This is a genomic window from Dehalococcoidales bacterium (assembly GCA_028717385.1).
Taxonomy (GTDB): Bacteria; Chloroflexota; Dehalococcoidia; order Dehalococcoidales; family CSSed11-197; genus CSSed11-197.
This window is the reverse complement of record JAQUNW010000009.1, coordinates 18,153-43,625: the sequence shown is the minus strand read 5'-3', so window position 1 is coordinate 43,625 and position 25,473 is coordinate 18,153. Positions and strand designations below refer to the sequence as shown.

The following is a 25,473-nucleotide window of genomic DNA, read 5'->3' as shown; positions in this document are numbered from 1 at the left end:
TTGATCGCAAGAATTATTCTTATCCAGACCTTGTAAAAGGTTACCAGATCAGCCAGTACGATGAACCTTTTGGCCTTGGTGGCTGGATGGAAGTTGAAACCGATGGGAAGACACGCCGGCTCGGCATTACCCGTGTCCATCTTGAAGAAGACGTTTGCAAGCTTCTCCACCGCGGAACCGGTAGCAACGGATACTCCTTGGTCGATGCCAATCGAAGTGGGGTTCCGCTTATGGAAATAGTGAGTGAGCCTGACATGCGCTCCCCTGCTGAAGCCCGCAATTACCTTATTAAACTCAGAAGCATTTTACGCTATTTGGGAGTTTCTCTTGCCAACATGGAAGAAGGCAGTTTCCGTTGCGATGCGAATATTTCAATTCGGCCTAAAGGTTCAACAGAGTTACTGTCTAAAGTCGAAGTCAAGAATATGAACAGCCTTAAAGCCGTGTACCGTGCACTCGAATATGAGCGTGAACGCCAAGAAAAGGCTTTTTTAAATGGTGAAAGAATATCTCAGGAAACACGCGGCTGGGTGGAAGAGACCGGCCAAACCGTTAGCCAGCGCAGCAAAGAATATGCACATGATTACCGGTATTTTCCAGAACCGGATTTGCCTCCACTGGAAGTCAACCGGGAATGGGTGGAAGAAATCCGGCAGCGCATGCCAGAACTCCCCGATCAACGATGCGAGCGGTTTATTAATGAATTTGGATTATCAGATTACGATGCCGGAATACTTACTGCAAGTAAAGAAACGGCAGACTATTTCGAAATAGTATTAAAACGTTCCGCACGCTCTGCAAAAGAAGTTGCCAACTGGATAGCCGGACCTGTTTCAGGTATCGTAAATGCTCAAGCTATTGATTTTGACATCTTTAGTACAAAGTTACCAGCAGAAGAATTAACTGAGCTGCTGAAGTTGGAAGGCAGCGGCGCAATAAGCATGGCAACCGCCAAAACAGTGCTTGAAGAAATGTACACTACCGGCAAAAGCGCAGGCGTTTTGGTTGCAGAAAAAGGATTAACCCAGATCAGCGGCTCTCAGGAACTGGATGAATTTGCAGCTCAAATCATAAAAGCTAATGCATCCGCAGTAGCAGATTATCAAGCCGGCAAAGAACAAGCCTTGAAGTTCTTGATCGGCCAAATGATGAGAGTTACAAGAGGAAGAGCTAATCCAGAAATTGCCGCGGATATTATTAAACGCAAACTGGAGGAAAGTTAACATATGCAAACTTATTTATTGGTAGCCCAGATAATCATCTCGGTAGCGCTAATTGCGGTTCTTCTCCTGCAAGTGCGCGGAGGTGGTCTGGGAGGGATATTCGGGCAAGCAGATACCGTTTATCGAACCCGCCGTGGCATCGAAAAAACCCTTTTTAATCTTACAATAGTGCTTACCGTGCTTTTTATCGCTATTGCCCTTCTGATCCTTGCCATTACATAGATCAGGATACCTCAAGTTATAGCAAATGCTCTAATTAATAAACGGGCTCCGTGGATATCCACGGAGCCCGTTGCTACTTATTGATATGCAACTTACCTCTTCGCTCCCTACCCCTCCATACTGGCAACCGCCAGAGGCCCCCTTTATAAGCTGGAGCGCAATTTAAGCGAGAGGCTCGAGAGCCTTCTTCCGCTCCTCACCGGTGATGCTAACCGACCCCGCCTCTCACCAGCAAGGAGCAACTACAAGGAAATTTTCTGCGGCACAACACAGCAATGATCTCCATCGCACAACCTCCTTTCCGGTATTGGAGGGTTGATCCAAACCCCTCCTAAAATCCATTATAATATCTGGAAGAAAAAAGTCAATACTTTGTAAGGGTCCAGGTCATGCCACTTCAAGTGTTTAGTAAAAATGTCACCCCCCCGGATATTTATACTAGTTATCTGTAATTGCTAGTACTATTCAGTGAGCGCAATACAGCCTCTTTTGATCGTGTTAATAAAATTCCACCTACATTCATCCTGATGCTTTTCCTCGATTAATAAATTCTCAAGATAGCTCGTTTATTACTAAATAGTAATATCTAACAACCAGATTGTAACAATTTAGTAATGTACCACGTGATATATTTGCATACGGCTATGAAGCAAAGTTATAGCTTGGCTTAAAAGGCTAATAAGTTTGCATAAAAGGTTATTTGTAGTGCAGCCACCATTGTTAGCCATTATTACCGCGGAAAACCAAGCTATTAGGCCTGTTCAGGCTTTAAGCTGCTGGTTTAATGACATTTCACCTCTTCTCAACATAAACAGAAACCTGAGTTGAATCATTGAATAAGATAAAACCTGGCAGCGCAAAAAGTGCGTTAAAAAAATAAATAAAGCCAAGGAGAAAGCAATGGAAACAAAATTTCCTGAAAGAGCAAGACCGCACAAATACAAGCGAAGCACTATTGGCCTCAGAATTTCTACCAAGGAGATGATAGACCGTTGCCGCGCTCCAGGCCAATGTTACGATGGTTTTATTCAACAAATGGTGGAATATTGGGAAAAAAGTAAGGGCTATTCACATTAACGGCACTCAGTCCAGTAAAGGAGGTAGCGCCTGGCAAAAAACAAATCTTCGTTCATCGACCAAGGAAGTTTCTATTAAATTAAGGAGGGAACCAACTAAATGCCTGAAGAAGAAAAGGTAATCCAAGACGGGCAAATCTCACGCCGGCAATTTATAAAAAACGCCGGTATTGTTGTCGGCGGCACTGCAGTCGGTTCAACCATATTGCTCTCCGGCTGTGGCAATGGTGAAACGGTCACCAAAACGATAACCACCACCGTTGCAGGTGGAACGGTAACCAAGTATGCATGCCCCTACGATTCCCAGGAGTTTGATACTCTTGCGGCGTTAAAAACCCATCTGGAATCCCAGCACGGGGAAGGAGGCGGAGGGCTCGAAGGTTTAATAACCCTGAATGTGAATGGCACCAACTACATACTAAAAGTCGAGCCCCAGTGGACATTGGCTTACACCCTTAGAGAGAAATGCCTGCTGCCGGGAACCAAAGTGCCCTGCTGGAGAGGTGAATGCGGTGCTTGTACAGTAATAATGAATGGCCGAACGGTATATTCATGTCTGGTGTTAGCTATTGAAGCTGACGGTGCCGTAATCAGGACAGTTGAAGGGTTGAAAGTCAACGGTGAACTTAGCGCCCTTCAGCGTTCATTCATAAAGAACCGCGGTTTCCAGTGCGGCATGTGCACCCCTGGTTTCCTGATGACCGGCGTTGCACTACTTGAAAAAAATCCGAATCCGCTCCTTGAAGAAGTAGCCGAGGCTGTATCCGGCCATATTTGCGCATGTGGAAACATGAACCGCAATATCCAGTCGATCTATGAGGGAGGTTCTTAAAATGGCTGATGAATTAACTGTAATAGGTAAGCCAGGAAATATCGATCAGCAAGCCGTAGAATGCGTTACTGGTACTATCGAGTTTCCAAACGACCTTTTCATGGGGCAGAAACTGCATGCTAAAATTTTAGGCTGCCCCCACGCCCATGCTAAAGTAGTCAGCATTGATGCCAGCAAAGCATTGGAACTTGATGGCGTCGAAGCTGTAGTAACCCACGAAGATGTTCCCGGCTGGTCCGAGGTCAAATTCCATGTTGGTGATGCAGTAGCTGCTGTTGCAGCCAAGGACGAAAACACTGCTGCTCACGCACTGACATTGATCAAAGTCACATACGAGACCAGAGCCCATGTTGTTGATCCGGATGAGGCAATGGAACCCGGTGCTCCCTTGGTAGGATTGTTCCCGGACGGTAATACCACCCTCAGAACCGATATCGTTCGCGGTGATGTTGAAGCCGGCTTTGCGCAAGCCGATGTCACTATTGAAGATGAATCAGGGTGGACCAATCGTTGGCAAAATGCCCCCATGGGTGGCGGCAATACCACTGCCTGGTGGCAGGACGATATTCTGCATGCTTGGGTAGATACCCAAAATCCTCACGGTGAACATAGCGGTTTTGCAGGCTTTTTCTCTCTGCCGCACAATAAAGTTCGTGTGTTTACCCATGCTGCCGGCGGCGGTTTCGGCGGTGGCCGGGCTGCAGTACAAGCCGTTGCAGCCGCATTGGCCAAGAAGACCGGCAAAATAGTCAGCCTGCATACGGACAAACGAGATAACTTTTTCCGTGGCGTAACTCATTTTGCCTGCAAGTCCAAAATAAAACTGGGAGCTAAAAGTGATGGTACGCTAACTGCTATCGACGCCCAGTTCTGGGGAGATGGCGGCACCAATCCCAGCCCTCCTTATAACGCTCTGCCAGATTGTCTGCAAATTGGTTTTCGGTGCCCAAATGCCAACTTTAAAGTTACCGGAGTTATCACCAATGCTCCCCCGTCAGGCTATTACCGCTGCGTTCAGCACCCACCAGGAGCATTCCTGATGAACACCGCTCTGGACGCCATGGCCGAAAAGCTGGGTATGGATCCGTTAGACTTCAGGTTGAAAAATATTCTGACTATTGAGGAGCCAGATCAGGACAGTGGCGTAGCATTTTCCTTCAACACATTAAGAGAATGCCTGTTGGATTCAGCGGCAGCCATCGGCTACGCATCTAATAAACATGCCCCGGGCGCCAGAACCCTTGATGACGGCCGTAAGCATGGCATGGCAGTGACCGGGCATCTTGATGGTCACGGCGGATATGGCTCCGGTCGAGGTGCTATCATTACACTCAGACCAGACGGCACCTGTTTTATAAATGCCGGCATCGCCCGATCTTCCTGTGGTACCAATACAGCCCACTGCCACTTTGTAGCTGAAACGTTGGGCCTCAAGTATGACGATGTAAAGACTGGCGATTGGGGCGCAACAGCTGTCACTGCCGATGGTGGCATGCAGGCTGGTAGTACCAACACCAACCAGGCCGGTGCAGCTTTTACCATAGCCGCACGGGATGCACGGGAGCAGCTGTTTAAAGCAGCCGCTAAGATGTTTGATCCGCAAGTAAACCCCGAAGACCTGGATGCCCGGGATAGCAAGATATTCCTTAAATCCAATCCTTCCAAATCTATCACTCACAAAGAAGTTTGCGCACGAAATCAGAGAATTATCGGGCGAGCTTCAGCCGGTTGGAATCCAGTGCTTCAATTCGATGTTGGCCCGTGGAAAGCGGGAACACCTGCCAACCAAAGGGTCCCTTGTGCCGCTGGTGCCGAAGTGGCCGTTGATACTGAAAGCGGCGAAGTTGAAGTACTGAAATGGACTGCAGTTACCGATATAGGACGAGTAATTTATTACGATGGTGCTCATGCCCAGGCATGGGCAGGTCTCTATCATATGTTCTGGCAAGCTTTCTTCGCTGAACATATTTACGATCGGGAAACTGGCATCAGCTTGAATCCAAACTTCCTTAATCACCGCTGGCCAGCCAGCCTGGATATTCCTTATGACGCTCTGCAGGAAGTCCTTCGAGAAGGTGTTAGCGGTCTTGGCCCTTACGGGGCAACCGGCGCTGGAGAACCTGTCGCTTCCCAATATAGCGTTATAGCCTGCGCCATCTACAATGCCATCGGCGTATGGATTAAAGAACCTCCGTTTACTCCGTGGAAAATTCTCAAAGCGCTTGGAAAGGCTTAAGGAGGTAAATAAGATGAATATTTTTAAACACGTAAATGCAGCGACAGTTGCTGAAGCAGCCAGCCTCAAAGGTGCAGGTAAAGCCACTCTTATGGCTGGAGGAACCGATTTACTCACTACGTTAATAGACTACATCAATCCAACACAGCCGGAAACGGTTGTCAACCTGAAAAACATACCCAACCTCGATTACATCAAGGAAGAAAGCGGCGTATTGAAAATTGGTGCTCTTACCAGGCTAACCGATATTAATGAGTCTTCCGTAGTCAAGGGCAAATGGAGCTGTTTGGCCGAAGCTGCCGGAAGGGTTGCCACTCCTCAGATAAGGAACATGGGCACCATTGCCGGTAATCTGTGCCAAGAATCCAGGTGCTGGTATTATCGGGCTGCCAACAACTACTTCCACTGTCTCAGAAAAGGCGGGGTGATTTGCCAGGCGGTTCCAGGGAATAATACTTATCATGCTATTCTTGGCGGTCAAGGATGCTTTTCTCCCTTCCCTTCCGACACCGCTATTCCGCTGACTGCTCTTGGGGCAACTATTGTAACCAACAAAAAAAGTATCCCGATTGCCGACTTTTATACTGCCCTGGGCAATAATTTGGGTGCCGATGAATTGGTTACCGAAATCCAGGTACCCGCACCAGCTTCCGGGACCAAGCAGATTTATTCAAGGTACGCTTTAAGAAAGTCTTTCGACTTCCCAGTGTCCTGCGTTGCTATCGTGGCTACCATGTCAGGCTCTAATGTCAACGATTGTAAAATCGTACTTGGCGGCTGTGTTACCCGGCCATGGCGTGTTACTGGGGCAGAGAATGCACTTAAGGGTAAAGCAATCAACGAAACCAATGCTGAAGCAGTAGCTACAGAAGCTGTGAAGGGGGCAGTGCCTCTCCCTTATAACAAATGGCTTATCCAACTGACCAAAACTCTGGTCAAGCGGGCAATAGTTTCTTTAGCATAAATAGTCTGATACAAATTCGTTAATTTTTATTAAGGTGGGGGAGGCTAACCCTCCCCCACCTTAATAAAGCTGGAGTCATGCAAGGATGGTTATTGATTTTGTAATTCTTTGGTTGTAGCATAGAAGTGATGGATAGCAACTTGAAGAGTATTCGTTCGTGTGGGACATTGTGATGAAATTACTGACAAATATCAGAATTCAAAAGAAATATATTGCCTTTTTTACTCTTGTCCCCTTGATAGGAATAACCGCGCTGATTAAAACCGGCTGTCCAGTATGCGAAGGAGAAAGTTTTGTATATTCCTACCCCGAAATGGAGCATGTCAGAATTACAGGAATAGAAACCACTGAGCTACCTGTAACCAGAGATGCCTGCGGTTTGTTCCTTATCTACAATTTTCTGATCGACTTGTCCGTAGAAAACAGCGGGCCAAATGATGCAACGGGCTGGCTGTTAATGCACCTGATAGATTTTAAGGATGGCCAGCTTATAGACCGGCAATATACAGTCATAGAAATCCCCGGCAATGAATCCTGGACGATCACCTACAGGATTTCCTTCCAGGCTGGACATGATGAACCACACCGAACAGAAGTACAACCAAAATTATTAAAAGGAGAAGTCCCTTGCGAAACTTGTGACGGAACTGGGGCTATTTCTTTGAATACATGGCCAATTGTCAATGCACTTAAAGACGATTTTCAGGCCTTGCAATACAATCCCAAACCCTGGGCTCCTCCGCCGTGGCCTGTGGATGATGAAGGATAGAATAGGGGGAAAATAATGGCTATTAATGAAAGGGTATTAAAACGGGTATTTTTTATCGCCTTGTTGCTTGTGATGATGTTTATGGCAGCTACTATACAGATTGAAGCAGGAACCACAGAAGCCCAGGCAGATTTCATGGTAAGCCTTGAAGTGTCACCCGAAGAAATCTATGCCGGGGAAACAACTACTGTTATTGTTCAAATTAAGAATACTGCGAGTGTTGATGGAACATATGAAGCCGTTCTCAAAGTAAACGGCATTGAAGAAGAAGAAAAGTCAGCACGAATAAATCCAAGAGGCACCGGTAGCATCGAATTCAAAATCTCCAAGGATACTCCCGGGGAGTATTCAGTCGATGTCAATGGGCTGGAAGGCAGTTTTGTTGTACTCGAAGGAGCAAATCCGAGTCAACCTTCAAGTTCTTTGCCTGTAATTTTAATCGTAGTGGCATCTGTAGCTATTATCGGTACCATTGTTTTTCTTCTACTTCGAAGAAAAAACACTACAGCACACTAGCAATTGTTTCCCACAATATCACTTGACACGAAGAGGAGTGCGGTCTTGTAATAACAGACGAAATTGGTCTGCAATTGTTTTATTGATGTAAAACTGATACGTTTGTCGTAAAACATTTATAATATTCAGGAATACTATAGTTTTGAGTAAAATAACCCGAAGGGAATTTATTAAAGACGCCAGTCTGGCTGCAGGTGGTTTATTAGCTGGAAGTGGTGCCGCAGCTCTGTATTCAAGGAACCCCGTTTCTACGAATGTTCTTAAACCTAATAACCGATTGACTCAAACGGCAACGAACGAATCGGTTTGCACAGGTTGTGAGACCTGCGAGTTAGTTTGCTCTGTTTTTCATGATGGTGCAGTTGGCCCTAATCTACGCCGCATATGGCTGAATAAAAACGAAGATAGCCTGACCTATCAAGTACTTACCTGTTTGCAATGCGATTATCCCTCCTGTTATTTTGCCTGCCCTCAAAGAGATAAAGCGTTGTGTATTGAAGGGGGATCAGGAATACGTTATATCAATTCCAATGAATGTACCCAAGGCTGCAAAGAATGCGTTAAAGCCTGTACGCTGGAACCACCTAGAATCAGTTTCGATCCTGAACAACAGATTGTGCGAATGTGCGATATGTGCAGGAACAGGCCAGCCGGACCTGCCTGCATTGAGTTTTGCCCTGCCCAATGTCTGAAAATGGAGGGAAGATAATTTGAGCGAGCTTTATGGCTGGGCAGGAAATATTTTGGATATAGATTTGGGAAGCGGGCGTATTTCAAAGATCGCTACTGAGAAATACGCTTTTGAATATATCGGCGGAAAAGGGCTAATGCATTGTCTGGCTTGGGAGCATATTCCCAAAGGAACAAGCGCTTTTAGCCCAGATAATTGCCTTATGCTTTCAACTGGCCCGCTCACGGGTACACCAGCTCCCACTTCGGGCAGAATGGAGGTCGGTGGTGTATCTCCGCAGAGCATACCGGAGATGTATTCACATTCTGGTATCGGTGGCTGGTTCGGCCCCAAACTTAAATACAGTGGATTCGATGCAGTTATTATTCGAGGAGCTGCTCCTTCACCTTGTTACGTATGTATCACTGATGGTAACGCTGAAATCAGGGATGCACGGTATTTGTGGGGTTTGGGTATCTACGCAACCCAGCACGAATTAAAAAGAATACATGGAAAGGATTCGTGCAATCTGGTAATCGGGCCAGCAGGTGAGAAAAAATCCAGAATTGCAATTATGCTTACCGACAGCGGCAATGCAGCTGGCCAGGGCGGATTTGGAGGAGTCGCTGGTTCCAAGAATCTTAAAGCAATAAGCGTAAAGGGATCGGGCTCAATTCGCATAGCTCGACCTGTTGAATTATTACAAAGGCGCAGTGACATTGCCCGCATACCAGCAAAAAATCCTCTGACACAGTATGAGGATCTGGAATATTTTGGACAAACTCTCAAGAATATACCCTGGCCGAGGTTCAAACTTTCTTGCTCTCAATCTTGCGATAGATACTGCATGCCAGCATTGTTAAATGTTCCCAGATCAACCCGTGGTGGATTCCATTGTTCTGATTTTGCTTGTATCGGTAAACTGGCTGCCGGCTGGCAGCAAAGCGATGATCACGGAGAGGAACCTGGAGTCGAGTGGCCATTGTGGTCACACAACATTGAAAGAGGGCTTGAAGTTATCGAGCTAACCAATGACTTGGGCTTGAACCAGTATGAAATCTTGGGTGGAATGGTTCCGTGGCTGGTAATGTGTGCACACGAAGGTCTCTTTTCAGCAAGCGAAACCGGTTTAATCATAGAACCAGAAAAGCCCGAATGGTGGGTAAAACTACTCAACCAGATTGCATATAGGCAAGATTTCGGTGACTTACTGGCTGAAGGAACAAGCCGGGCAATAAGCACCCTGGGAAAAGAAAAATTTGGCGAAACCATATATACAGGTATTCGACGCTATAAAGGAGTTGACCGGCCTACACCAGTGAGCCTTCAGCAAGCTTGGGGGTATGCCGCGCATTATAGCGGTAGAGGCATAAATGCATCTCTACCTTATCCCGACTGGCTACTCAGAGCCTTAACCTGGATGACTCAAACCAGGGATTCCAACAATGATACACACCATCGTTCAAAGGCTGATGACCTGGAGAAATTTAAAAAAGATCCCTATAAAAGCGATATCGGGCCTAAGATGGCTATTTGGGACGAGCATCGCTCAGAAATAAAATGCTCCCTTACGTTGTGCGATTGGGCGTTTCCTATTGTTCATTTCTCCAGCGCTGAATCAAAGTTTTTATCTGCAGTTACCGGTCGGGATACTTCTGAAGAAGAGCTGGACTTCATCGGAGAGAGGTTAAAAAATCTGCAAAGGGCAGTGCTTATCCGAAATCACGACCGAAGCAGAGAGCAAGAAGTTAACGAGATTTTGCCTTTTTTCAAACGCCCTGATGGAACAACGGGATCAATAATAGATGAAGGCGGTTTTTCTTTAATGGTAGATAATTATTACAAGCAACGCGGCTGGGATACCATCACCGGTTGGCCAACCAGAACCAAGTACGAACAGCTGGGCCTTGGGCATGTTGCTGATGAAATGGCAAGATTGGGATTATTACCGAATTAGGATAACTGATAACAAAATAAGGAGGTTGTCAATGACAGAATACATCGTAGCCGGGGTCGATATTGGTAGCACAACAGCGAAAGCAGTAATCCTGAAAAATGGCGAATTTCTGCTGGGCAGAATCGAACCAACCGGTTCAAATCCGGCACATGCAGGCCGGGAGATCATGGAGTCCGCCATAATCGATTCCGGTTATGATAAATCCTTGCTTGGGTTCACTGTGGTAACAGGGTATGGAAGAGTAAGTGCATCTTTTGCGGATAAGACAGTGACTGAAATAACCTGTCACGGACGCGGCGCCCACTTTGTGTCACCGGATATCAAGACTGTCATTGATATCGGCGGTCAGGATTCCAAGGTGATATCGGTAGATTCGAGTGGTAAAGTGGTCGATTTCGTAATAAATGACAAGTGCGCTTCCGGCACTGGTCGGTTTTTAGAATCAGCTGCCCAGTTAGTATTGCACGTACCTCTTGAAGATCTTGGAAATTTATCTGCGGCTTCAACTGAAATATGCAAAATTTCAAGCATGTGTACCGTATTTGCCCAAACGGAGATTATCTCTCTTTTAGCTGCCGGAGAAAGCAAGGAGAACATCATTGCCGGCTTGCATAGCTCTATAGCCGGACGAGTCGGCACGATGGCTAATCGATTAGGAGTAAAACCCGTTGTAATGATGACTGGCGGTGTCGCTAAAAACAGCGGAGTCAAATATGCACTGGAGCAAGAGTTGGGTACTGAAATCATAGTACCAACAGATATTGATCCCCAACTCATTGGCGCCTTGGGGGCGGCTTTGATTGCCGAGGATTTGCTTAAGGCTGGTACAACAAAATAAAGCTAGGAGACAACACTGTGAACACATACGATAGTATTCTGCTGGCTCCGCTAGAAGAAAGGATAGAAACGGATTCCGTCAGGATCATTCAAGCCAAAGCAGAGGGGAAAAAAGTCGTCGGCTATTTTTGTCCTCATGTACCAGAAGAGCTGATTCTGGCTGCGGGCATGATCCCCGTACGCCTCGCTCAGGGGGGTGATATTGAAGCAGTGACAGCCGGTGAAGATTATTTAAAAGCCGACAGCTGCCCTTATGCTCGATCTTGCCTTGGCTTTCAAAAACAGGGAAATCCGATATACTCTAATGTTGATGCAATTTGTGTTGCTTATACCTGTGACAGCATGCGAAAAAACCAGGAGTATTGGGCGGAGTACCTTGGCGTTCCCTCATTCCCATTGGGAATAACCCAATCTCATGACCGGCTGCGCTCCAAAACGCACGCTCTGGATTATTTCAAAAACGAGCTCAACCTGCTTGCCAGCCGGCTGGAGGCTTTGTCCGGCCAGAATATCACTTCCAGCAAAATTAAACAGGCTATCAGGATAAATAACCAAATAAGAGAACAGCTATGGCGTTTATTCGAATACCCGGTTGATAAACGCACTCCGATCGAGTGGAGAAACGTTTTCCGAATAGCCCAGGCTGGATTTACCATGGACAGGCTATTATATCTTAATGAACTGATAAAATTTAACAAACAACTTGCTAAAATCCGCCCAAATAAATCGATAAAAGACACCCGGCCGCGCCTGATGATATGCGGAAGTATTATAGCCCAGGGAGATAATAAAGTACTGGATATTATCGAACAGGCTGGCGGCAACATAGTAGCTGACTCCATATGTACCGGCTCGATGTTTGCCCGGAAACGGGTGACCATGTTTGGTTTGGCAGGTAATCCTATGGACGCTCTGGCTGAAAGGTATTTGTATAATATACCCTGCCCTTTCATGACAGACCTGCCAAAACGGCTTGGCCGGATTGTAAAGATAATACGAGATTACAACGTAGCTGGAATTATCTATTACAGCTTGAAATACTGCGACACCTGGCGGGCAGAATTCAAAGCTATCCGAGATGTTGCCCAGCAAAAACTGGCAACTCCAACTTTATTGATCGAAGCTGAATACTCTCCGGCTGACATTGGAACAATAAAGACCAAGGTAGAAGCTTTTATTGAAATGATGGAGGGCAGGTAATGTCTGAAATACATAGCTCCCCAGGGTACAGCCGTCTTATATTCGACAAGAATTTTGACAGTTTTTCTGAATTTTTGCACCTTTTCAATGGTGGATCATTAAAATTCCCGGATTCGGAAAATAAAATAATTGCCAAAACGCCTTTGTCACCACCCGAATTGATTTACGCTGCTGGAGGGTTGGCTTATGATCCCTATACCCGGGAGACAATCATCCATTCGGTAATGAATGAAAACTTCGATTTGGTCAACAATGGTGTTGATACCGGGCTGAGCCCAGAATACAACCCATGGAACCTTATCATGGCAGGGAGCATGGCTTCTGGCGCAACCAAAACCACATTATCGGGCGCTGCAATCTCTTGCGGCAACTGGGACGACCAGACTAAAAAAACCTGGCAGGCATTATCTGAAAAGCTTGGCACCCCGGTGTATTTCTGGGAAATTCCCCGCTGGGATTCAGATTCGGAAAAATGGGCGATAAAATTTCTCAAAGCTGAGCTTGAACAATTATTTCAGTGGTTACAATATACCACCGGTGTTAAAGTCACAAGTCAATCTCTTTCTGATGCTGTTATTAATGGAAATAGAATACGCCAGCAGTTGCAAGAGATTGACGAGTTGGCTTGCTCCCCAGGGAGACCATTAAGCGCACTTGAATACTATATGCTGCATCTGGCATCTACGGATTATTTTCCAAACCCCAGAGAAACACATCGCATCTATGATCAAATTATCTGTGAGCTAAGACAGAGAGTGGAAAAGGCTACCTCAAATACTCCTGATGAACCCCTCCGCATATTTATGATGGGGGATGAAACTCAACAGTTTCAACTTTTTAAAATGATTGAAGATTGCGGCGGACAGGTTGTCGGCGCTGATTTCAGGCTGGCACTCTATTACAAGCTGATTCCTCAGGATGGATCCATACTCGATAACCTGGCCCACTGGATATGGAACATGCCAACAAATATGCCTACTATGGAACGAATTAGAGCAACTATACCGTTCATTCAGCGCCAAAAAGCAGATGCAGTCATCATCAACAGCACAATTGGGTCAAGAAACCTGCCCGGTAGTGAAAGAATTGTGCGTGATATTATCAAACAAGAGATGGAAATCCCGGTTCTTTCCATTGAGACCTCTTTGCCGCTGCAAGATAACGAAAAAACCGAATACCTGATTCGGGCATTTATTGAAATGAACAGGTATTAAAATCCAACTCAAACAGAACTTTACTGGAGGCAATAATGAAACCAGCCATAAAGTCAAAAAAGAAAGCCTTGATAGGTGCTATCATTGTGGGGGGCTTCGGCTTATGGTGGTATTTTGACCCATTCCCCTGGTTAGGGTTTGCCATAGGCATCCTTGGTGGATTATTTACATACTATCTGCTGACTTCTTCAAGAATGGAAACAGGACGACGGCTGTTCTTTATAGGACTCAATCTGTTGGTAATAGCATCAATCGTTGTGGTAATTGCCCAGATGGGAATGGGAGCTTTCTTGAGCTGGGCAGATATACACGAAAAAGAATACTACCTGCAAGGTCAAACTTCAAGCGGTACGCAGAGTTTTCCTTGTACGCGTGACGTTCCGCAAGTCTGGCTGGGAAAAGCCCAGTATCTTGATTATGCTTCAACCTGGAACATCAAATTCCCCACCACCCTGAACGCATTTTTGCTCACTTTAATTCCATACGTTACCATCGGGCTTCTCTTTGGTCGTGGAGTTTGCGGCTGGCTTTGCCCATTTGGCGGTCTTACCGAGATATTCGTAACCGGCAAAAGAGTTCGTTGGAAACTTGATGCGTTGAAACGTAAGGTCAGCACCAGAAGCGGATTCAGTTATGCCGGTTTAAAAGAGTGGGTGAAGGATACCAAATATGGCTTGTTGATTGTTGTAGTTCTTTTATCCATTTTTTTGTCATTTCCACTGGTATGCGTATTCTGCCCGGTATTCTGGTTGGAGCCATTGTTCGTATTATGGGTAATGGTGGCAATTATTATTGTTTTTGCTATTATCCTTCCATTCATGACAAAACGACGTTGGTGGTGCCTGATTTGCCCTATCGGTGCCAGTTTCGGCCTGGTTAATCGCATCAGCCTATTCAGGATTAAGGTTGACAAGAATAAATGCATAAAGTGCTATGATTGCGTTGATGAATGCCGAATGTATACTATTACGCCTGAAACTATTGAAAAAGACAAAAATCCCGGCGACGACTGCACCAGGTGCGGCCGTTGCATGGAAGCATGCCCGGAGGATGCCATCGAAATCTGCTTTGTGAATACCCGAAAAAAAGTCAGGGGGATTTTTATTGGACTGACAATCATTGCAGCCCTTTCTCTCTATATCTGGTTTGTTATTATAATGGTGGATATATTCCCCAGGGTGATAGGTTAAAAACAATTTATGTTAACTTTGATTGCAACGGGTATGTCAATCGGGTTCAGCGCTAGCACTTCCTGCACAGCGGTATGTTTTCCTATACTGATTCCCTATCTGGCCTCACAGAGCAGTACCCGGATTCTGGGTGGGCTCAAGACAGTTCTGCTTTTTTCAGCCGGTAGGCTAATTTCTTATATGGCCTTGGGGATCATCGTTGCCTGGATAATGGGCTCTATGAATATCAGCCCTTTGATGACTCCTATAGTAACTATTATTCTGAGTCTGGTTCTGGTTCTGCATGGTTTAAACACACTTGGCGCTTTCAATTTCAGCCAACGACCGATAGCTAAAGCTTGTAGAGGAATCTCATCCGGTAAACCACATTTTATCATGGGTTTGCTGGTAGGTTTGCGGCCATGCGTACCCCTGCTTGCTGCTTTAATGTACACAGTAAATTTATCGTCTATTTTCGAAGTAATGGTTTTTATGCTTTGTTTCGGTATCGCTTCATCGCTTCTGGTTATCGCGTTTGGAGTAGCAGGAAGGGGTTTTATCAACCTGCTTGTCAGTCGTATTGGACTTGAAAGGATGCGACGTTTGTCCGGTCTGGTATTAGTTATTTTGGGGGCTTTTTTCCTTTTACAGGGAATTGGCGGTGTAATCCACTTATAAGGTATAACGCAGCATATATTTGGATTAGAACTAGTTGACGCACATTATTAATTTAAAATGAGTCTTTAACTTACGAAATTGAAATTCTCTCAAGTGTGTTTAATTCGGATTTATTTTGGAGGTTTTTTGGAATTTCTTTTATACCAAAACAGCCCGAAAAATGCTGATCGCGCTATTTTTATGTGATTAAAATGCCAAAACCCTTGATTACGGTTTGCGGCGGTGATAAAGTATAAGAGTAATAATAAGCTTATATGCGCATATTAGATTTTACGGCAACTTTGCGCAAGGAGGGCACTGTGGGCTCCCGAAAAAATAACTCCGAACACGCATCTAATGACAAAGAAGTGAAATCGATATCCAGGCGTGACTTTATCAAGAGTGCCGGGCTGGTTACCGGGAGTCTGACAATTTCTACGTTGGCAATTTCTTGTGCTTCCGCAGAAACCACAACCAACCCAAGTACGTCTGTTCCAAATACAACACCAGGCATCCCGATCAGCCCTACCAATGTTCCAGACCCATCGGTTTTGCCAACCAATCCCAGCGACGAGTTTGTTTATAACCCAACAATGGACTACAACTTATTAAACATACAGGGTTGTTATACACGGGTAGCCGATGACCGTTTATATTCAATTGATCATATCTGGGTAAAACCAGCAGGTAACAACATAGTCGTAATTGGCGTTACCGATAAAATGCAGGCGTTGATGGATATAGTATCCTCGATATCACTCAAAGATGTAGGGAATAGCATCCAGGTCGATCAGAGCTTTGGTTATGCTGAAGGTTATAAAATGAATATTGAGCTGGTCAGCCCAATCAGCGGTACGGTAATCAGGAAAAATAACGAGCTTAATGTCCCCCCGTACGGTTATGCCGAAGTGATTAACCAAAGCCCTTATGTGAAAGGTTGGCTTCTCGCGATAGAATTAAACAAACCGGAGGAGCTTGATTTATTACTGACACCGGAGGAGTATGCCTATTCCCAGAGAATTACAGATGAAGAAGCACGAGACAGAGGCCTGATTGAATAATATGGAAAAATGCTCTTCTCGCTCTGCTCCATGGTTAACACAAAGAGCTCCTCGTGCCGGTGAAATTGAACCAGTAAATTACTTGCTGCGACGATTAAATCTACATACCATATGCGAAAGCGGCCGTTGCCCCAATATCGCCCAATGCTTACCCCGGGGAATGGCTTTTTTAATCCTCGGGAACAATTGTTCCCGAGACTGTACTTTTTGTGCTGTATCCAGGGGAACGCCTTCTCCTTCTGATCCGAGTGAACCATACCGTATTGCAGAAGCTGTAAAACGACTCAAGTTACGCTACGTCTTTCTAACATCAGTGACTCGGGACGACCTGCCTGACGGTGGCGCAAATCAGTTTGCCATGACGATTAATATACTAAAAGAAGATAATCCGGGCGTGGTGGTTGAGATCCTTGTTCCCGATTTTCAGGGTAATAATGGAGCTATAAAAACAGTAATCAACGCAAAGCCTGATGTATTTGCTCATAATTTGGAGACCGTACCTCGCTTATATCCAAATGTACGGCCAATGGCCGATTATCAGACTTCACTTGAGGTATTAAGAAGGGCGAAGGAATTTAATCCTGGTATTATTACCAAATCCGGCATAATGCTGGGTATGGGAGAAACCCATCAAGAGATTCTTGAAATCATGGGGGATTTGAGGCGGGTAGACTGCGATCTGTTTACAATGGGACAATACCTGGCTCCTTCACGCAGCCAATATCCTGTTTATCGTTTTGTTACTCCAGAGGAATTTAGCCAATATGAACCAATTGGCAAACAAATGGGATTCAGGGGGATAGTATCGGCTCCACTATGGCGGAGCTCTTTCAAAGCCGATAAATTATATTACCAGACTATAACAGAAAAGTAACAGACTGATTGACAGTTCCAAATCCAGATTGTAACATTAGCGGGATACGCGTTGCTTTCCAAATACTCCGAATAGCCAACTGTTATATTATAGGAGGAATTCATGTCATCGAAATGGCTGGAAGCTTACAACGATCTTAAGAGTTTTATCGGAGCGACTCCCGGTATTGAAATCACCTCCAGTTCCCAGTGTATCCCCGCAAACGTACGAACTGATTTTTATCACTTATTTGACAATACCCGTTTGGCTTTTATTAAAGAATACTTACAGGGATATGTTGATTACTCAAGATCCCTGAGCCAAAGTTATAACGCCACTGTGGAGACCATAATAAAACACTTGGGTGTAGATGAAATAAAACCCAAAAGCACTTTACAGTGGTTTCTTAATGATCCACTGGAAGGTTTAAGCCGATTGTTATTTAACCTGCTTTTTGACCTGCTGAAAGGTAAACTGGATACTGAAGACTTTGAGGAGATGGCAAAAGAAAAGTTGGAACAGTCCTTTCCCGATATGTTCCGCGATGCTTATGAGCACTGGGTATTTGTGGGGCTGCTGAGCCTTCTCGACGGGGATAAGGCTATGACGGTACCACTATATGGTAGCGAAGAAGACGCGACTTTGGTAGGCGGTGGCGAACCAATGCCCGGAACTATTCAAGAAAATATATCCAGCCCCCAGGAAACATCAGTGATCTCTCTTGAACATGCCAAAGAGGCAGCTTATATGGTTCCCGATATTATAATATCATCGAAGAAGCTGGGAGGTTATGCTTCTATCCGGCGCGACCTTTATATGCCCCAGCGAATGGTCAAGGATATCAGCCTTAATAGAGAATGGCTACAATACCGGGAGGTAGGAATTAAATCATGGCATAACTATGCGCTTGATTGGCCTGATATGGTAATGTACGCAGGTCCAACCTTCCGACAATTATCACTCGTAGCTGATTATTCCCGTTTTTGCCGACCGGAAATTATTATTGAGTGCGTAGAACAAGATGGCTGGTTCAGTCAACAAGAAGTTGAACGTATTAAACGAAACCAGGTTTTTTTCCGACCTAAATGCGGGGTTTTTGTCATCTGTCGAGGCCCTATACCAGATGAAGCTTACCAGGCTTTTATGCCCGAACCCGTCGCTCAGGTCACTGCCGGTGAAATCCCGAACGATGAGCAGAATCTTACCGAGACAGATCCTTCAAATTCACTTCCCACTTCATCAAAAGATGAAAATATTACGATAACCAATCAGGCTGACGCGCCAGGCCTCTTTGAAGCTGATGAAAACAATATACATCTTGTTTCTGTAGGTTACGAGGTCAACCTGCTGGCTCCTGTGGTTGAAGCCCTGATAAAAGGCAGCCAGGAAAATCCCCAGTAGAGGAGTATCCATATTAACCTTGTTGTAGCCCGTAACTGCTCCAACTCCTGCCCTTATTGCTTCGAGTCTTCTGAACGAGGGGAGCAGCGCCAAAACCTGATTACAATCGAAAAAGTGGACGAACTGGCTGCGTGGGGAAGAGCTTCGGGATTACAATTTCTTTCCCTCCTGGGCGGAGAACCGTTCCTGCATCCCCAGCTGCCCGAAATTATCAATCATCTTCAGAAAGCAAGCCCAGCAACCAGTCTTCAAATATTAACCGGCGGTGTATTTAAAAAACGGCTTTTGCAGACCATTTCTTCGCAACAGGTTGGGATTATTTTCAACATAAACGAACCTTGTGATTATCGAAACCCCAAACACTTCGCCAAGGTTATCGGCAACATAGAAGAAGCAATCAAGCTTGGTTTTAAAGTTGTAGTGGGTTTTAATGTCTGGAGAATAGATTTTGATACTGGTTTTATACCGACTCTGTCATACAACCTGGGGCGCTCCGGATTTCGATGGGCAGTAGCTAATCCCCAACTGAACCTGCACTCAAATGTAGTTCATACTTCCCAGTTTGCTTCTCTGTCTCCGAGGTGTTTTGAAATGCTTGAAAAAGCAGCCGCTTTGAACTTGGAGGCAGAGCTGGACTGCCCCCTGCCTCTATGTTTTTTTTCTGAAAATCAACTTGCCTGGCTAAGGCAATACCACCCCAAGACTTCTTTGCGCATGGGAGTATGCGACCCTGTTTTGGATGTAACCCCTGAGCTGGAAGCTATTCGGTGTTTCGCATTGTCCAAACTTGAACGGGTTAAAGTAACTGATTTTCCTAATGAGTGGACAATACTGGAATGGTTTCGCCAAAATGTAGATTCATGCCTGGTATCCGAAGGCTGCTTTACCTATTGTAAAAAATGTATTCATTTTAAAAGTGGCAGCTGTAATGGCGGATGTCTGGGATGGCATAAGTACGCCCCTGATCTAAATCCTGACACCAATCCGTATCAGTTAGCCAATGCAATGAACCAGGCAATTGAAATCGGTCAGATAGAAAAGGTTTTAGAACTTTACCAAAAAGCTGGGGAACGTGCCAAACAGGATCTGCCTGCATTTATCGCCGCAGCCGCCGCTCTCCGACTTGGCAAGAGCGAGATAGCATTTCGATTGGCCGCTCGTGTGGTTGATATTACCCGGAATCCCAATTTAAGAAAACAAGCCCTTGAATTGATAAATATAACCTCACTTGAACCTGACACTATACTGCAAATTCCAAATGTGCCGCACCAGCTGCTTTCAACAGTCAGTATGCACAACCTGTGCAATGATAGAATTGACACAATAACTGATTGAAATGCACTTATAAGAAGCAGAATGTTGCATTTATTTAAAGACAGAAAAATAATTGAAAGCTGCTCACTTCTTGCCATATTGGCAAGAAGTGAGCATTAAGGTATAGAATATTACGTAATTTCCTCTTCAATAGAGATTAGTATTAATACAAGGGCTTATATTGATGTCTTTAATAATTCAAAAATATGGTGGTTCCTCTGTAGCTGACGGAGATAAAATCATGAATGTTGCCCGCAGGATTGCAAGAACTGCAGAAAGCGGCAACCAGGTCGTAGCGGTGGTATCCGCGATGGGTGATACTACCGACGATTTGATTAAACTTGCCTACAACGTATGTGATAATCCCAGCTCTCGGGAGCTGGATGTACTTCTGTCTACAGGGGAAATTGTCTCTTCAACCCTATTGGCAATGGCTTTGAAATCACTCGGCGCAAAATCTATAAGCCTTACTGGAGCTCAAGCCGGTATTCGTACAGATAATTCCTACTCTAAAGCACGGATAACCAACATTGATCCCCGCCGTGTTATCAAAGAGCTCGATAAGGACAACATCGTCATTGTAGCCGGCTTTCAGGGAATCAACGATGATATGGATACCACCACCCTTGGCCGCGGCGGCTCTGACACAACTGCAGTCGCTCTGGCAGTAAGCCTTAAGGCCGATAGATGCGAAATATACACAGATGTTGCTGGAGTATATACCGCAGACCCTCGCATTGTCAGCCAAGCTCGCAAACTTGACGAAATTGGATATGAAGAAATGCTGGAAATGAGCACTTATGGAGCTAATGTCATGCACCCCAGGGCAGTAGAGCTCGGCCAGATTTACAATATACCGATCCTGGTTGCTTCCAGTTTTTTGGAAAGCCCAGGAACATTAATCCATGGAGGCTTACCAATGGAAGGAAAAAATAGAGTAACCGGAATAGCTCAGGATTTAAACGTAGCCAAGATTACCATTGTTGGGGTACCGGACAGACCGGGAATAGCCGCCACTATATTCGAAAGGCTGGCTAGCGCCGGGATCAGTGTAGATACGATAGTCCAAAACGCGAGCATCGAAAACATCACAGACCTGACCTTTACCATCGCTAAAAGCGATCTTGCTCCCGCTATGGAAATTGTAAAACCGCTTGCCGCTGAAATTAACGCGACAGATTGCATATTCGACTCTGCCGTTGGAAAAGTAAGTATCATTGGGACTGGAATCCAGACTAGCCCGGGTTATGCTGCCCGAATGTTTACCACCCTCAGCCGTGAAGATATTAATATCATGTTAATATCAACCTCGGAAATCCGTATCACGTGCATCATTAAAGAAGATCGAGTGAAGGATGCAGTCAGGGCTTTGCACCGGGCATTTGAGATGGAGCAGGCTTGACAAATAAATATGGCGGCCAAATTAGCCGCCATATTGTTATCTAAAGCTATTTATTGCTTATACGTTTACTACTTCTTTGACTCCAGGGATTTCCTGCTTGAGCAAGCGCTCAATCCCATTCTTGAGAGTCATCGAAGACATTGGGCAACCAGCACAAGCGCCTTTGAGGCTAACCTTGACAACCCCGTCATCGGTAACATCGACCAACTCAACATTGCCTCCGTCTGCCTGCAAGCTGGGACGGATTTTATCCAGAACCGCTGCCACTTTTTCTCGCATTAACATCTCCTTATTAAAATTTGGCTACGTTTATTTTTTCGATTCGTTTTTTTCTGTCTGCTTTATACCGTGACACTCAAAAATTTGCTCAGGAGAACATTCTCCCGGCTTGCTTTCAAGCCTCTCCGGATGCTCACACTCACACCCCTGACACATTATTACTCTCCTTATGTTAAAATAATAGTTTGATAATCGAATGATGTGAGATTATCATATAGCTAATGGAAACGTCAACGTCAGAAAAAATTTTCAGGATAAAACCCCTTGCAAAAAGGTGTGTTTTTCGTTTACTATTTGAAGCTTGTGTTTGACCAATTGTCACACACCAAGAAAAGACTTATATACAGAGAAGGGGATAAATGGTACAAGACACGGAAAAGCCAGTTTTTGTTCTTCCGTCAACCAGCCGGAAGGCTATAAGCCTGGCCATCGAAGGTCGCTGGCATGATGCGGTAGCTGTCAATTTATCAATTATTGAGGGTTCACCGTGCGATGTGGACGCTTATAATCGCCTTGGTCGAGCCTATTTGGAACTTGGTGAATATGCAGCGGCAAGAGCCGCATATAGCCGAGCCTATGAGCTTGACCCGTATAATACTATTGCTGAAAAAAACCTTCGCCGGCTTTCACAGCTGGGCGAAGGGGTTAGCCACAAAGCACCATCTCTGACCCGCCTGGATCCAGAGCACTTTATAGAAGAACCCGGTAAAGCTGGAGTAATCAGCTTGCAGCATGAGGCGCCAAGGGAAATCTGGGCTAGTATTGTTGCCGGAGAAAAAGTAAACCTGGTTATAGATGGCGCACACCTTCGCGCTGAAAACGACCGGGGAGACTACTTGGGGTTGGTGGATTCACGCCAAAGCCAACGGCTTATAAAACTGATTAAAGGCGGTAACCGGTATAGTTCCAAGGTTGTAAGCACAACAAGCTCAAAAGCTATTATAATAAGAGAGGTATACCAGCACCCATCACAACATGGAATAATCTCATTTCCCTCTCGCAGCCTTGACCGCGTTGAACGATATACCGGAGACCAGCTACTGGGAACCAAGGTTAGCTTGGGCAACGAACCGGCCGAAGATAGCTACTACACCGAACCCGACGAGGGAGACGACTGGATAGACGGCAGTGATGAAAACTACGAAGACCAGGAAGAAACTAACTAGGAGACCATGATATGGATTTAACCACAGGCAACATCACCAACATTAAAATTGAAGATGAAATGCGCTCAAGTTACCTTGACTACGCCATGAGCGTGATCATCGCCCGGGCTTTACCCGACGTTAGAGACGGGCTTAAACCGGTGCAAAGACGCATTCTTTTTGCTATGCGGGAGCTTGGGATAACCCATAGCGGCTCGCACAAAAAAAGTGCGAGGGTGGTTGGTGAAGTACTGGGTAAATATCATCCACATGGCGATTCCTCGGTTTATGATGCAATGGTACGCATGGCTCAGGATTTTTCTATGCGCCATACACTTGTCGATGGGCAAGGCAACTTCGGCAGTGTAGATAACGACCCGCCGGCAGCCATGCGATATACCGAGGTAAGGTTATCCGCGATAGCAGAACATATGCTTCTGGATATTGAAAAGGAAACTGTTGATTTCATGCCCAATTTCGATGCCAGCCTTAAGGAACCAGTAGTTCTGCCGAGCAGACTGCCCAACCTTCTGGTTAATGGCTCCGCTGGTATTGCAGTGGGCATGGCAACAAACATCCCGCCTCATAACCTGGGTGAGATTTGCAGCGCAATTAACTACCTTATTGATAACCCTGAAGCCTCGGTCAGCGATTTAATGAAAATCGTAAAAGGCCCCGATTTTCCCACTGGAGCAATAATCCAGGGCATTGAAGGAATCAGAAGCGCCTATGCCACCGGACACGGCAGAGTAGTAGTCAAGGCTCGTGCATATATTGATGAAACGCCAAATGGCCGTTACCAAATTATTGTAAATGAGCTGCCCTACCAGGTTAACAAAGCAGCTTTAATTGAACGCATTGCTAATTTGATCAAAGAGAAAAAAATCACCGGGATCAGCGATTTGAGGGATGAATCAGACCGACAGGGTATGCGCATTGTTATTGAGCTAAAACGCGAAGGTCAACCTCAGCACGTTCTTAATAACTTGTACAAGCACACACCCATGCAATCCTCCTTCTTCGTCAACATGTTAGCCTTGGTCGATGGTCAACCCCGAGTACTCAGCCTGAAGGAAGCCCTGCAGCATTTTATCAGCTTCCGACAGGAGGTAATCACCAGAAGAACTGAATACGAACTCAAGGGAGCTAAAGATCGCGCCCACATTCTGGAAGGTTTGAAAATAGCTCTTGATTTCATCGATGAAGTAATCGCTACCATCCGCGCGGCGAAATCTGCCGAGGAAGCACGCGGCGATCTGATGACTAGATTTGAACTGAGCCAACTACAGGCACAAGCTATTCTTGATATGCAGCTCAGAAGGCTCGCTAATCTTGAAAGGCAGAAAATCCTTGATGAATATGCCGAAGTACTTAAAATCATTAGCCAACTCGAAGATCTGCTTTCCAGTCCGGTTAAAATCCTGGGTGTGGTTAAAAAAGAAGTCAGCGAACTTAAATCAAAGGAAGCAAATCCGCGCAGGAGTGAGATTAACGAGCAGGAAGCTCTTGCATTCAGCGAAGAAGATCTGATTCCTCACCTGGCAATGGTGGTAACACTTAGCGACCGAGGTTTCATCAAACGGGTGCCGGCAGAGAGCTTTACTCCCCAGCATCGTGGAGGAAAAGGAATTATTGGCATGGTAACGCGAGAGGCTGATACTGTACGCTTCCTGTTGAATGCCGATACGCACGACAATCTGCTGCTCTTTACTGACCGCGGTCGAGTTTTTAGTATTAAATGTCATGAAGTACCCTTGGATGTATCCCGGGTAAGCAAAGGATTGTCTGTTATTAACCTGATTCCCCTCCAGGATGGAGAGCGAGTCACTGCATTGGTGGACGTACAGGAATTCCAACCAGACTGGTTTATGCTCATGGCAACACAAAAGGGAGAAATCAAGAAAGTTGATATCAACAGCTTCACTTCGGTTCGATCAAGTGGGCTGCTAGCCATGGATCTGGATAAAAATGATTGCCTAATCAGTGCAAGAATGGGAACGGATGAAAATGACGTTGTATTGGTAACCAGAAAAGGGCAGTCCATTCGTTTCCCGGTTAAAGACATCCGAACCAGCCTAAGAGCCAGTGGTGGAGTGAGGGCGATAAAGCTGATAGGTGAAGATCAGGTTGTTGACATGGATGTCGTAAACCCCGAAGCTTACTTGCTGGTGGTTACAGAACGTGGCTTTGGCAAGATTACTCCGCTTGCCAGATATCCAATACAGAAACGGGCTGGCAGCGGTGTTAAAACCTTCCATCTTACCAGCAAAACCGGACAAGTTGCAGCTGCTGCACAGGTTACTGAAACGCGGCAGGTAATGTTGATTTCTGCTAACGGAGTCGTAACCCGTACACCAGTAAGGGAAGAAGACCCTCGCAAGGGAATTACTGTCCAGGGACGCTCGACCCAGGGTGTAAAACTGATGGATATCAAACCCGACGACGGCTTGGTCGCCATTACCGTATTTGACTAGGT

Annotated in this window: 23 protein-coding genes; 22 read left to right on the top strand and 1 reads right to left on the bottom strand. The window is 45.6% G+C overall.

The window, feature by feature from the left end; translation table 11 throughout:
- The 20 genes from gatB to PHX29_03525 form a co-directional block, all read left to right on the top strand.
- The coding region (gatB, locus tag PHX29_03620; GenBank protein ID MDD5604985.1) for an Asp-tRNA(Asn)/Glu-tRNA(Gln) amidotransferase subunit GatB at window positions 1–1,223 on the top strand (1,223 nt) is incomplete at its 5' end.
- Window positions 1,224–1,226: 3 nt separating this feature from the next.
- On the top strand, window positions 1,227–1,445 hold the full coding sequence (secG, locus tag PHX29_03615) for a preprotein translocase subunit SecG (protein ID MDD5604984.1): 219 nt from the start codon (window positions 1,227–1,229) through the stop codon (window positions 1,443–1,445).
- 900 nt (window positions 1,446–2,345) lie between these two features.
- Window positions 2,346–2,522 carry a hypothetical protein gene (locus PHX29_03610; protein ID MDD5604983.1) on the top strand — a complete coding sequence of 59 codons (177 nt, stop codon included), beginning with the start codon at window positions 2,346–2,348 and terminating at the stop codon, window positions 2,520–2,522.
- A gap of 99 nt (window positions 2,523–2,621) precedes the next feature.
- Complete coding sequence (locus PHX29_03605) at window positions 2,622–3,353, top strand: (2Fe-2S)-binding protein (protein ID MDD5604982.1); 732 nt, start codon at window positions 2,622–2,624, stop codon at window positions 3,351–3,353.
- Window position 3,354: 1 nt separating this feature from the next.
- A complete protein-coding gene (locus PHX29_03600; protein ID MDD5604981.1) occupies window positions 3,355–5,589 on the top strand; it encodes a molybdopterin-dependent oxidoreductase in 2,235 nt (744 codons plus the stop codon).
- Window positions 5,590–5,602: 13 nt separating this feature from the next.
- Window positions 5,603–6,553, top strand: coding sequence for an FAD binding domain-containing protein (locus tag PHX29_03595; protein ID MDD5604980.1), 951 nt, complete (start codon window positions 5,603–5,605; stop codon window positions 6,551–6,553).
- A gap of 172 nt (window positions 6,554–6,725) precedes the next feature.
- Window positions 6,726–7,322, top strand: a complete 597-nt coding sequence (locus tag PHX29_03590; protein MDD5604979.1) for a hypothetical protein — start codon at window positions 6,726–6,728, stop codon at window positions 7,320–7,322.
- 15 nt (window positions 7,323–7,337) lie between these two features.
- On the top strand, window positions 7,338–7,838 hold the full coding sequence (locus tag PHX29_03585; protein MDD5604978.1) for a hypothetical protein: 501 nt from the start codon (window positions 7,338–7,340) through the stop codon (window positions 7,836–7,838).
- Window positions 7,839–7,980: 142 nt separating this feature from the next.
- A complete protein-coding gene (locus PHX29_03580) occupies window positions 7,981–8,547 on the top strand; it encodes a twin-arginine translocation signal domain-containing protein (GenBank protein ID MDD5604977.1) in 567 nt (188 codons plus the stop codon).
- Window position 8,548: 1 nt separating this feature from the next.
- The gene (locus PHX29_03575; GenBank protein MDD5604976.1) at window positions 8,549–10,465 is read left to right on the top strand and encodes an aldehyde ferredoxin oxidoreductase N-terminal domain-containing protein; all 1,917 of its coding nucleotides are present in this window, start codon (window positions 8,549–8,551) and stop codon (window positions 10,463–10,465) included.
- 31 nt (window positions 10,466–10,496) lie between these two features.
- The gene (locus PHX29_03570) at window positions 10,497–11,303 is read left to right on the top strand and encodes an acyl-CoA dehydratase activase (protein MDD5604975.1); all 807 of its coding nucleotides are present in this window, start codon (window positions 10,497–10,499) and stop codon (window positions 11,301–11,303) included.
- A gap of 17 nt (window positions 11,304–11,320) precedes the next feature.
- Window positions 11,321–12,502, top strand: a complete 1,182-nt coding sequence (locus tag PHX29_03565) for a 2-hydroxyacyl-CoA dehydratase family protein (GenBank protein MDD5604974.1) — start codon at window positions 11,321–11,323, stop codon at window positions 12,500–12,502.
- Window positions 12,502–13,716, top strand: a complete 1,215-nt coding sequence (locus PHX29_03560) for a 2-hydroxyacyl-CoA dehydratase family protein (protein MDD5604973.1) — start codon at window positions 12,502–12,504, stop codon at window positions 13,714–13,716. Before PHX29_03565 ends, PHX29_03560 begins: the two co-directional genes overlap by 1 nt.
- A 35-nt stretch (window positions 13,717–13,751) precedes the next feature.
- Window positions 13,752–14,906 carry a 4Fe-4S binding protein gene (locus PHX29_03555; protein MDD5604972.1) on the top strand — a complete coding sequence of 385 codons (1,155 nt, stop codon included), beginning with the start codon at window positions 13,752–13,754 and terminating at the stop codon, window positions 14,904–14,906.
- Between the two features lie 9 nt (window positions 14,907–14,915).
- A complete protein-coding gene (locus PHX29_03550) occupies window positions 14,916–15,563 on the top strand; it encodes a sulfite exporter TauE/SafE family protein (GenBank protein MDD5604971.1) in 648 nt (215 codons plus the stop codon).
- Between the two features lie 299 nt (window positions 15,564–15,862).
- Complete coding sequence (locus tag PHX29_03545) at window positions 15,863–16,603, top strand: twin-arginine translocation signal domain-containing protein (GenBank protein ID MDD5604970.1); 741 nt, start codon at window positions 15,863–15,865, stop codon at window positions 16,601–16,603.
- A 1-nt stretch (window position 16,604) separates the two neighbouring features.
- On the top strand, window positions 16,605–17,477 hold the full coding sequence (gene lipA / locus PHX29_03540; GenBank protein ID MDD5604969.1) for a lipoyl synthase: 873 nt from the start codon (window positions 16,605–16,607) through the stop codon (window positions 17,475–17,477).
- 102 nt (window positions 17,478–17,579) lie between these two features.
- Entirely contained in the window at window positions 17,580–18,857 is a 1,278-nt protein-coding gene (locus PHX29_03535) for a hypothetical protein (GenBank protein ID MDD5604968.1), read from the top strand.
- 12 nt (window positions 18,858–18,869) lie between these two features.
- Window positions 18,870–20,192: a radical SAM protein gene (locus PHX29_03530; protein MDD5604967.1), complete on the top strand. Its 1,323-nt coding sequence runs from the start codon at window positions 18,870–18,872 to the stop codon at window positions 20,190–20,192.
- A gap of 163 nt (window positions 20,193–20,355) precedes the next feature.
- Complete coding sequence (locus tag PHX29_03525; GenBank protein MDD5604966.1) at window positions 20,356–21,573, top strand: aspartate kinase; 1,218 nt, start codon at window positions 20,356–20,358, stop codon at window positions 21,571–21,573.
- Window positions 21,574–21,630: 57 nt separating this feature from the next.
- On the opposite strand, the gene PHX29_03520 is transcribed toward PHX29_03525, so the two are convergent.
- Window positions 21,631–21,852, bottom strand: a complete 222-nt coding sequence (locus PHX29_03520; GenBank protein ID MDD5604965.1) for a NifU family protein — start codon at window positions 21,850–21,852, stop codon at window positions 21,631–21,633.
- 359 nt (window positions 21,853–22,211) lie between these two features.
- On the opposite strand from PHX29_03520, the gene PHX29_03515 reads away from it, so the two are divergent.
- The gene (locus tag PHX29_03515) at window positions 22,212–23,018 is read left to right on the top strand and encodes a tetratricopeptide repeat protein (GenBank protein ID MDD5604964.1); all 807 of its coding nucleotides are present in this window, start codon (window positions 22,212–22,214) and stop codon (window positions 23,016–23,018) included.
- An 11-nt stretch (window positions 23,019–23,029) separates the two neighbouring features.
- Window positions 23,030–25,471: a DNA gyrase subunit A gene (gene gyrA, locus PHX29_03510; GenBank protein MDD5604963.1), complete on the top strand. Its 2,442-nt coding sequence runs from the start codon at window positions 23,030–23,032 to the stop codon at window positions 25,469–25,471.
- Window positions 25,472–25,473 lie beyond the last annotated feature (2 nt).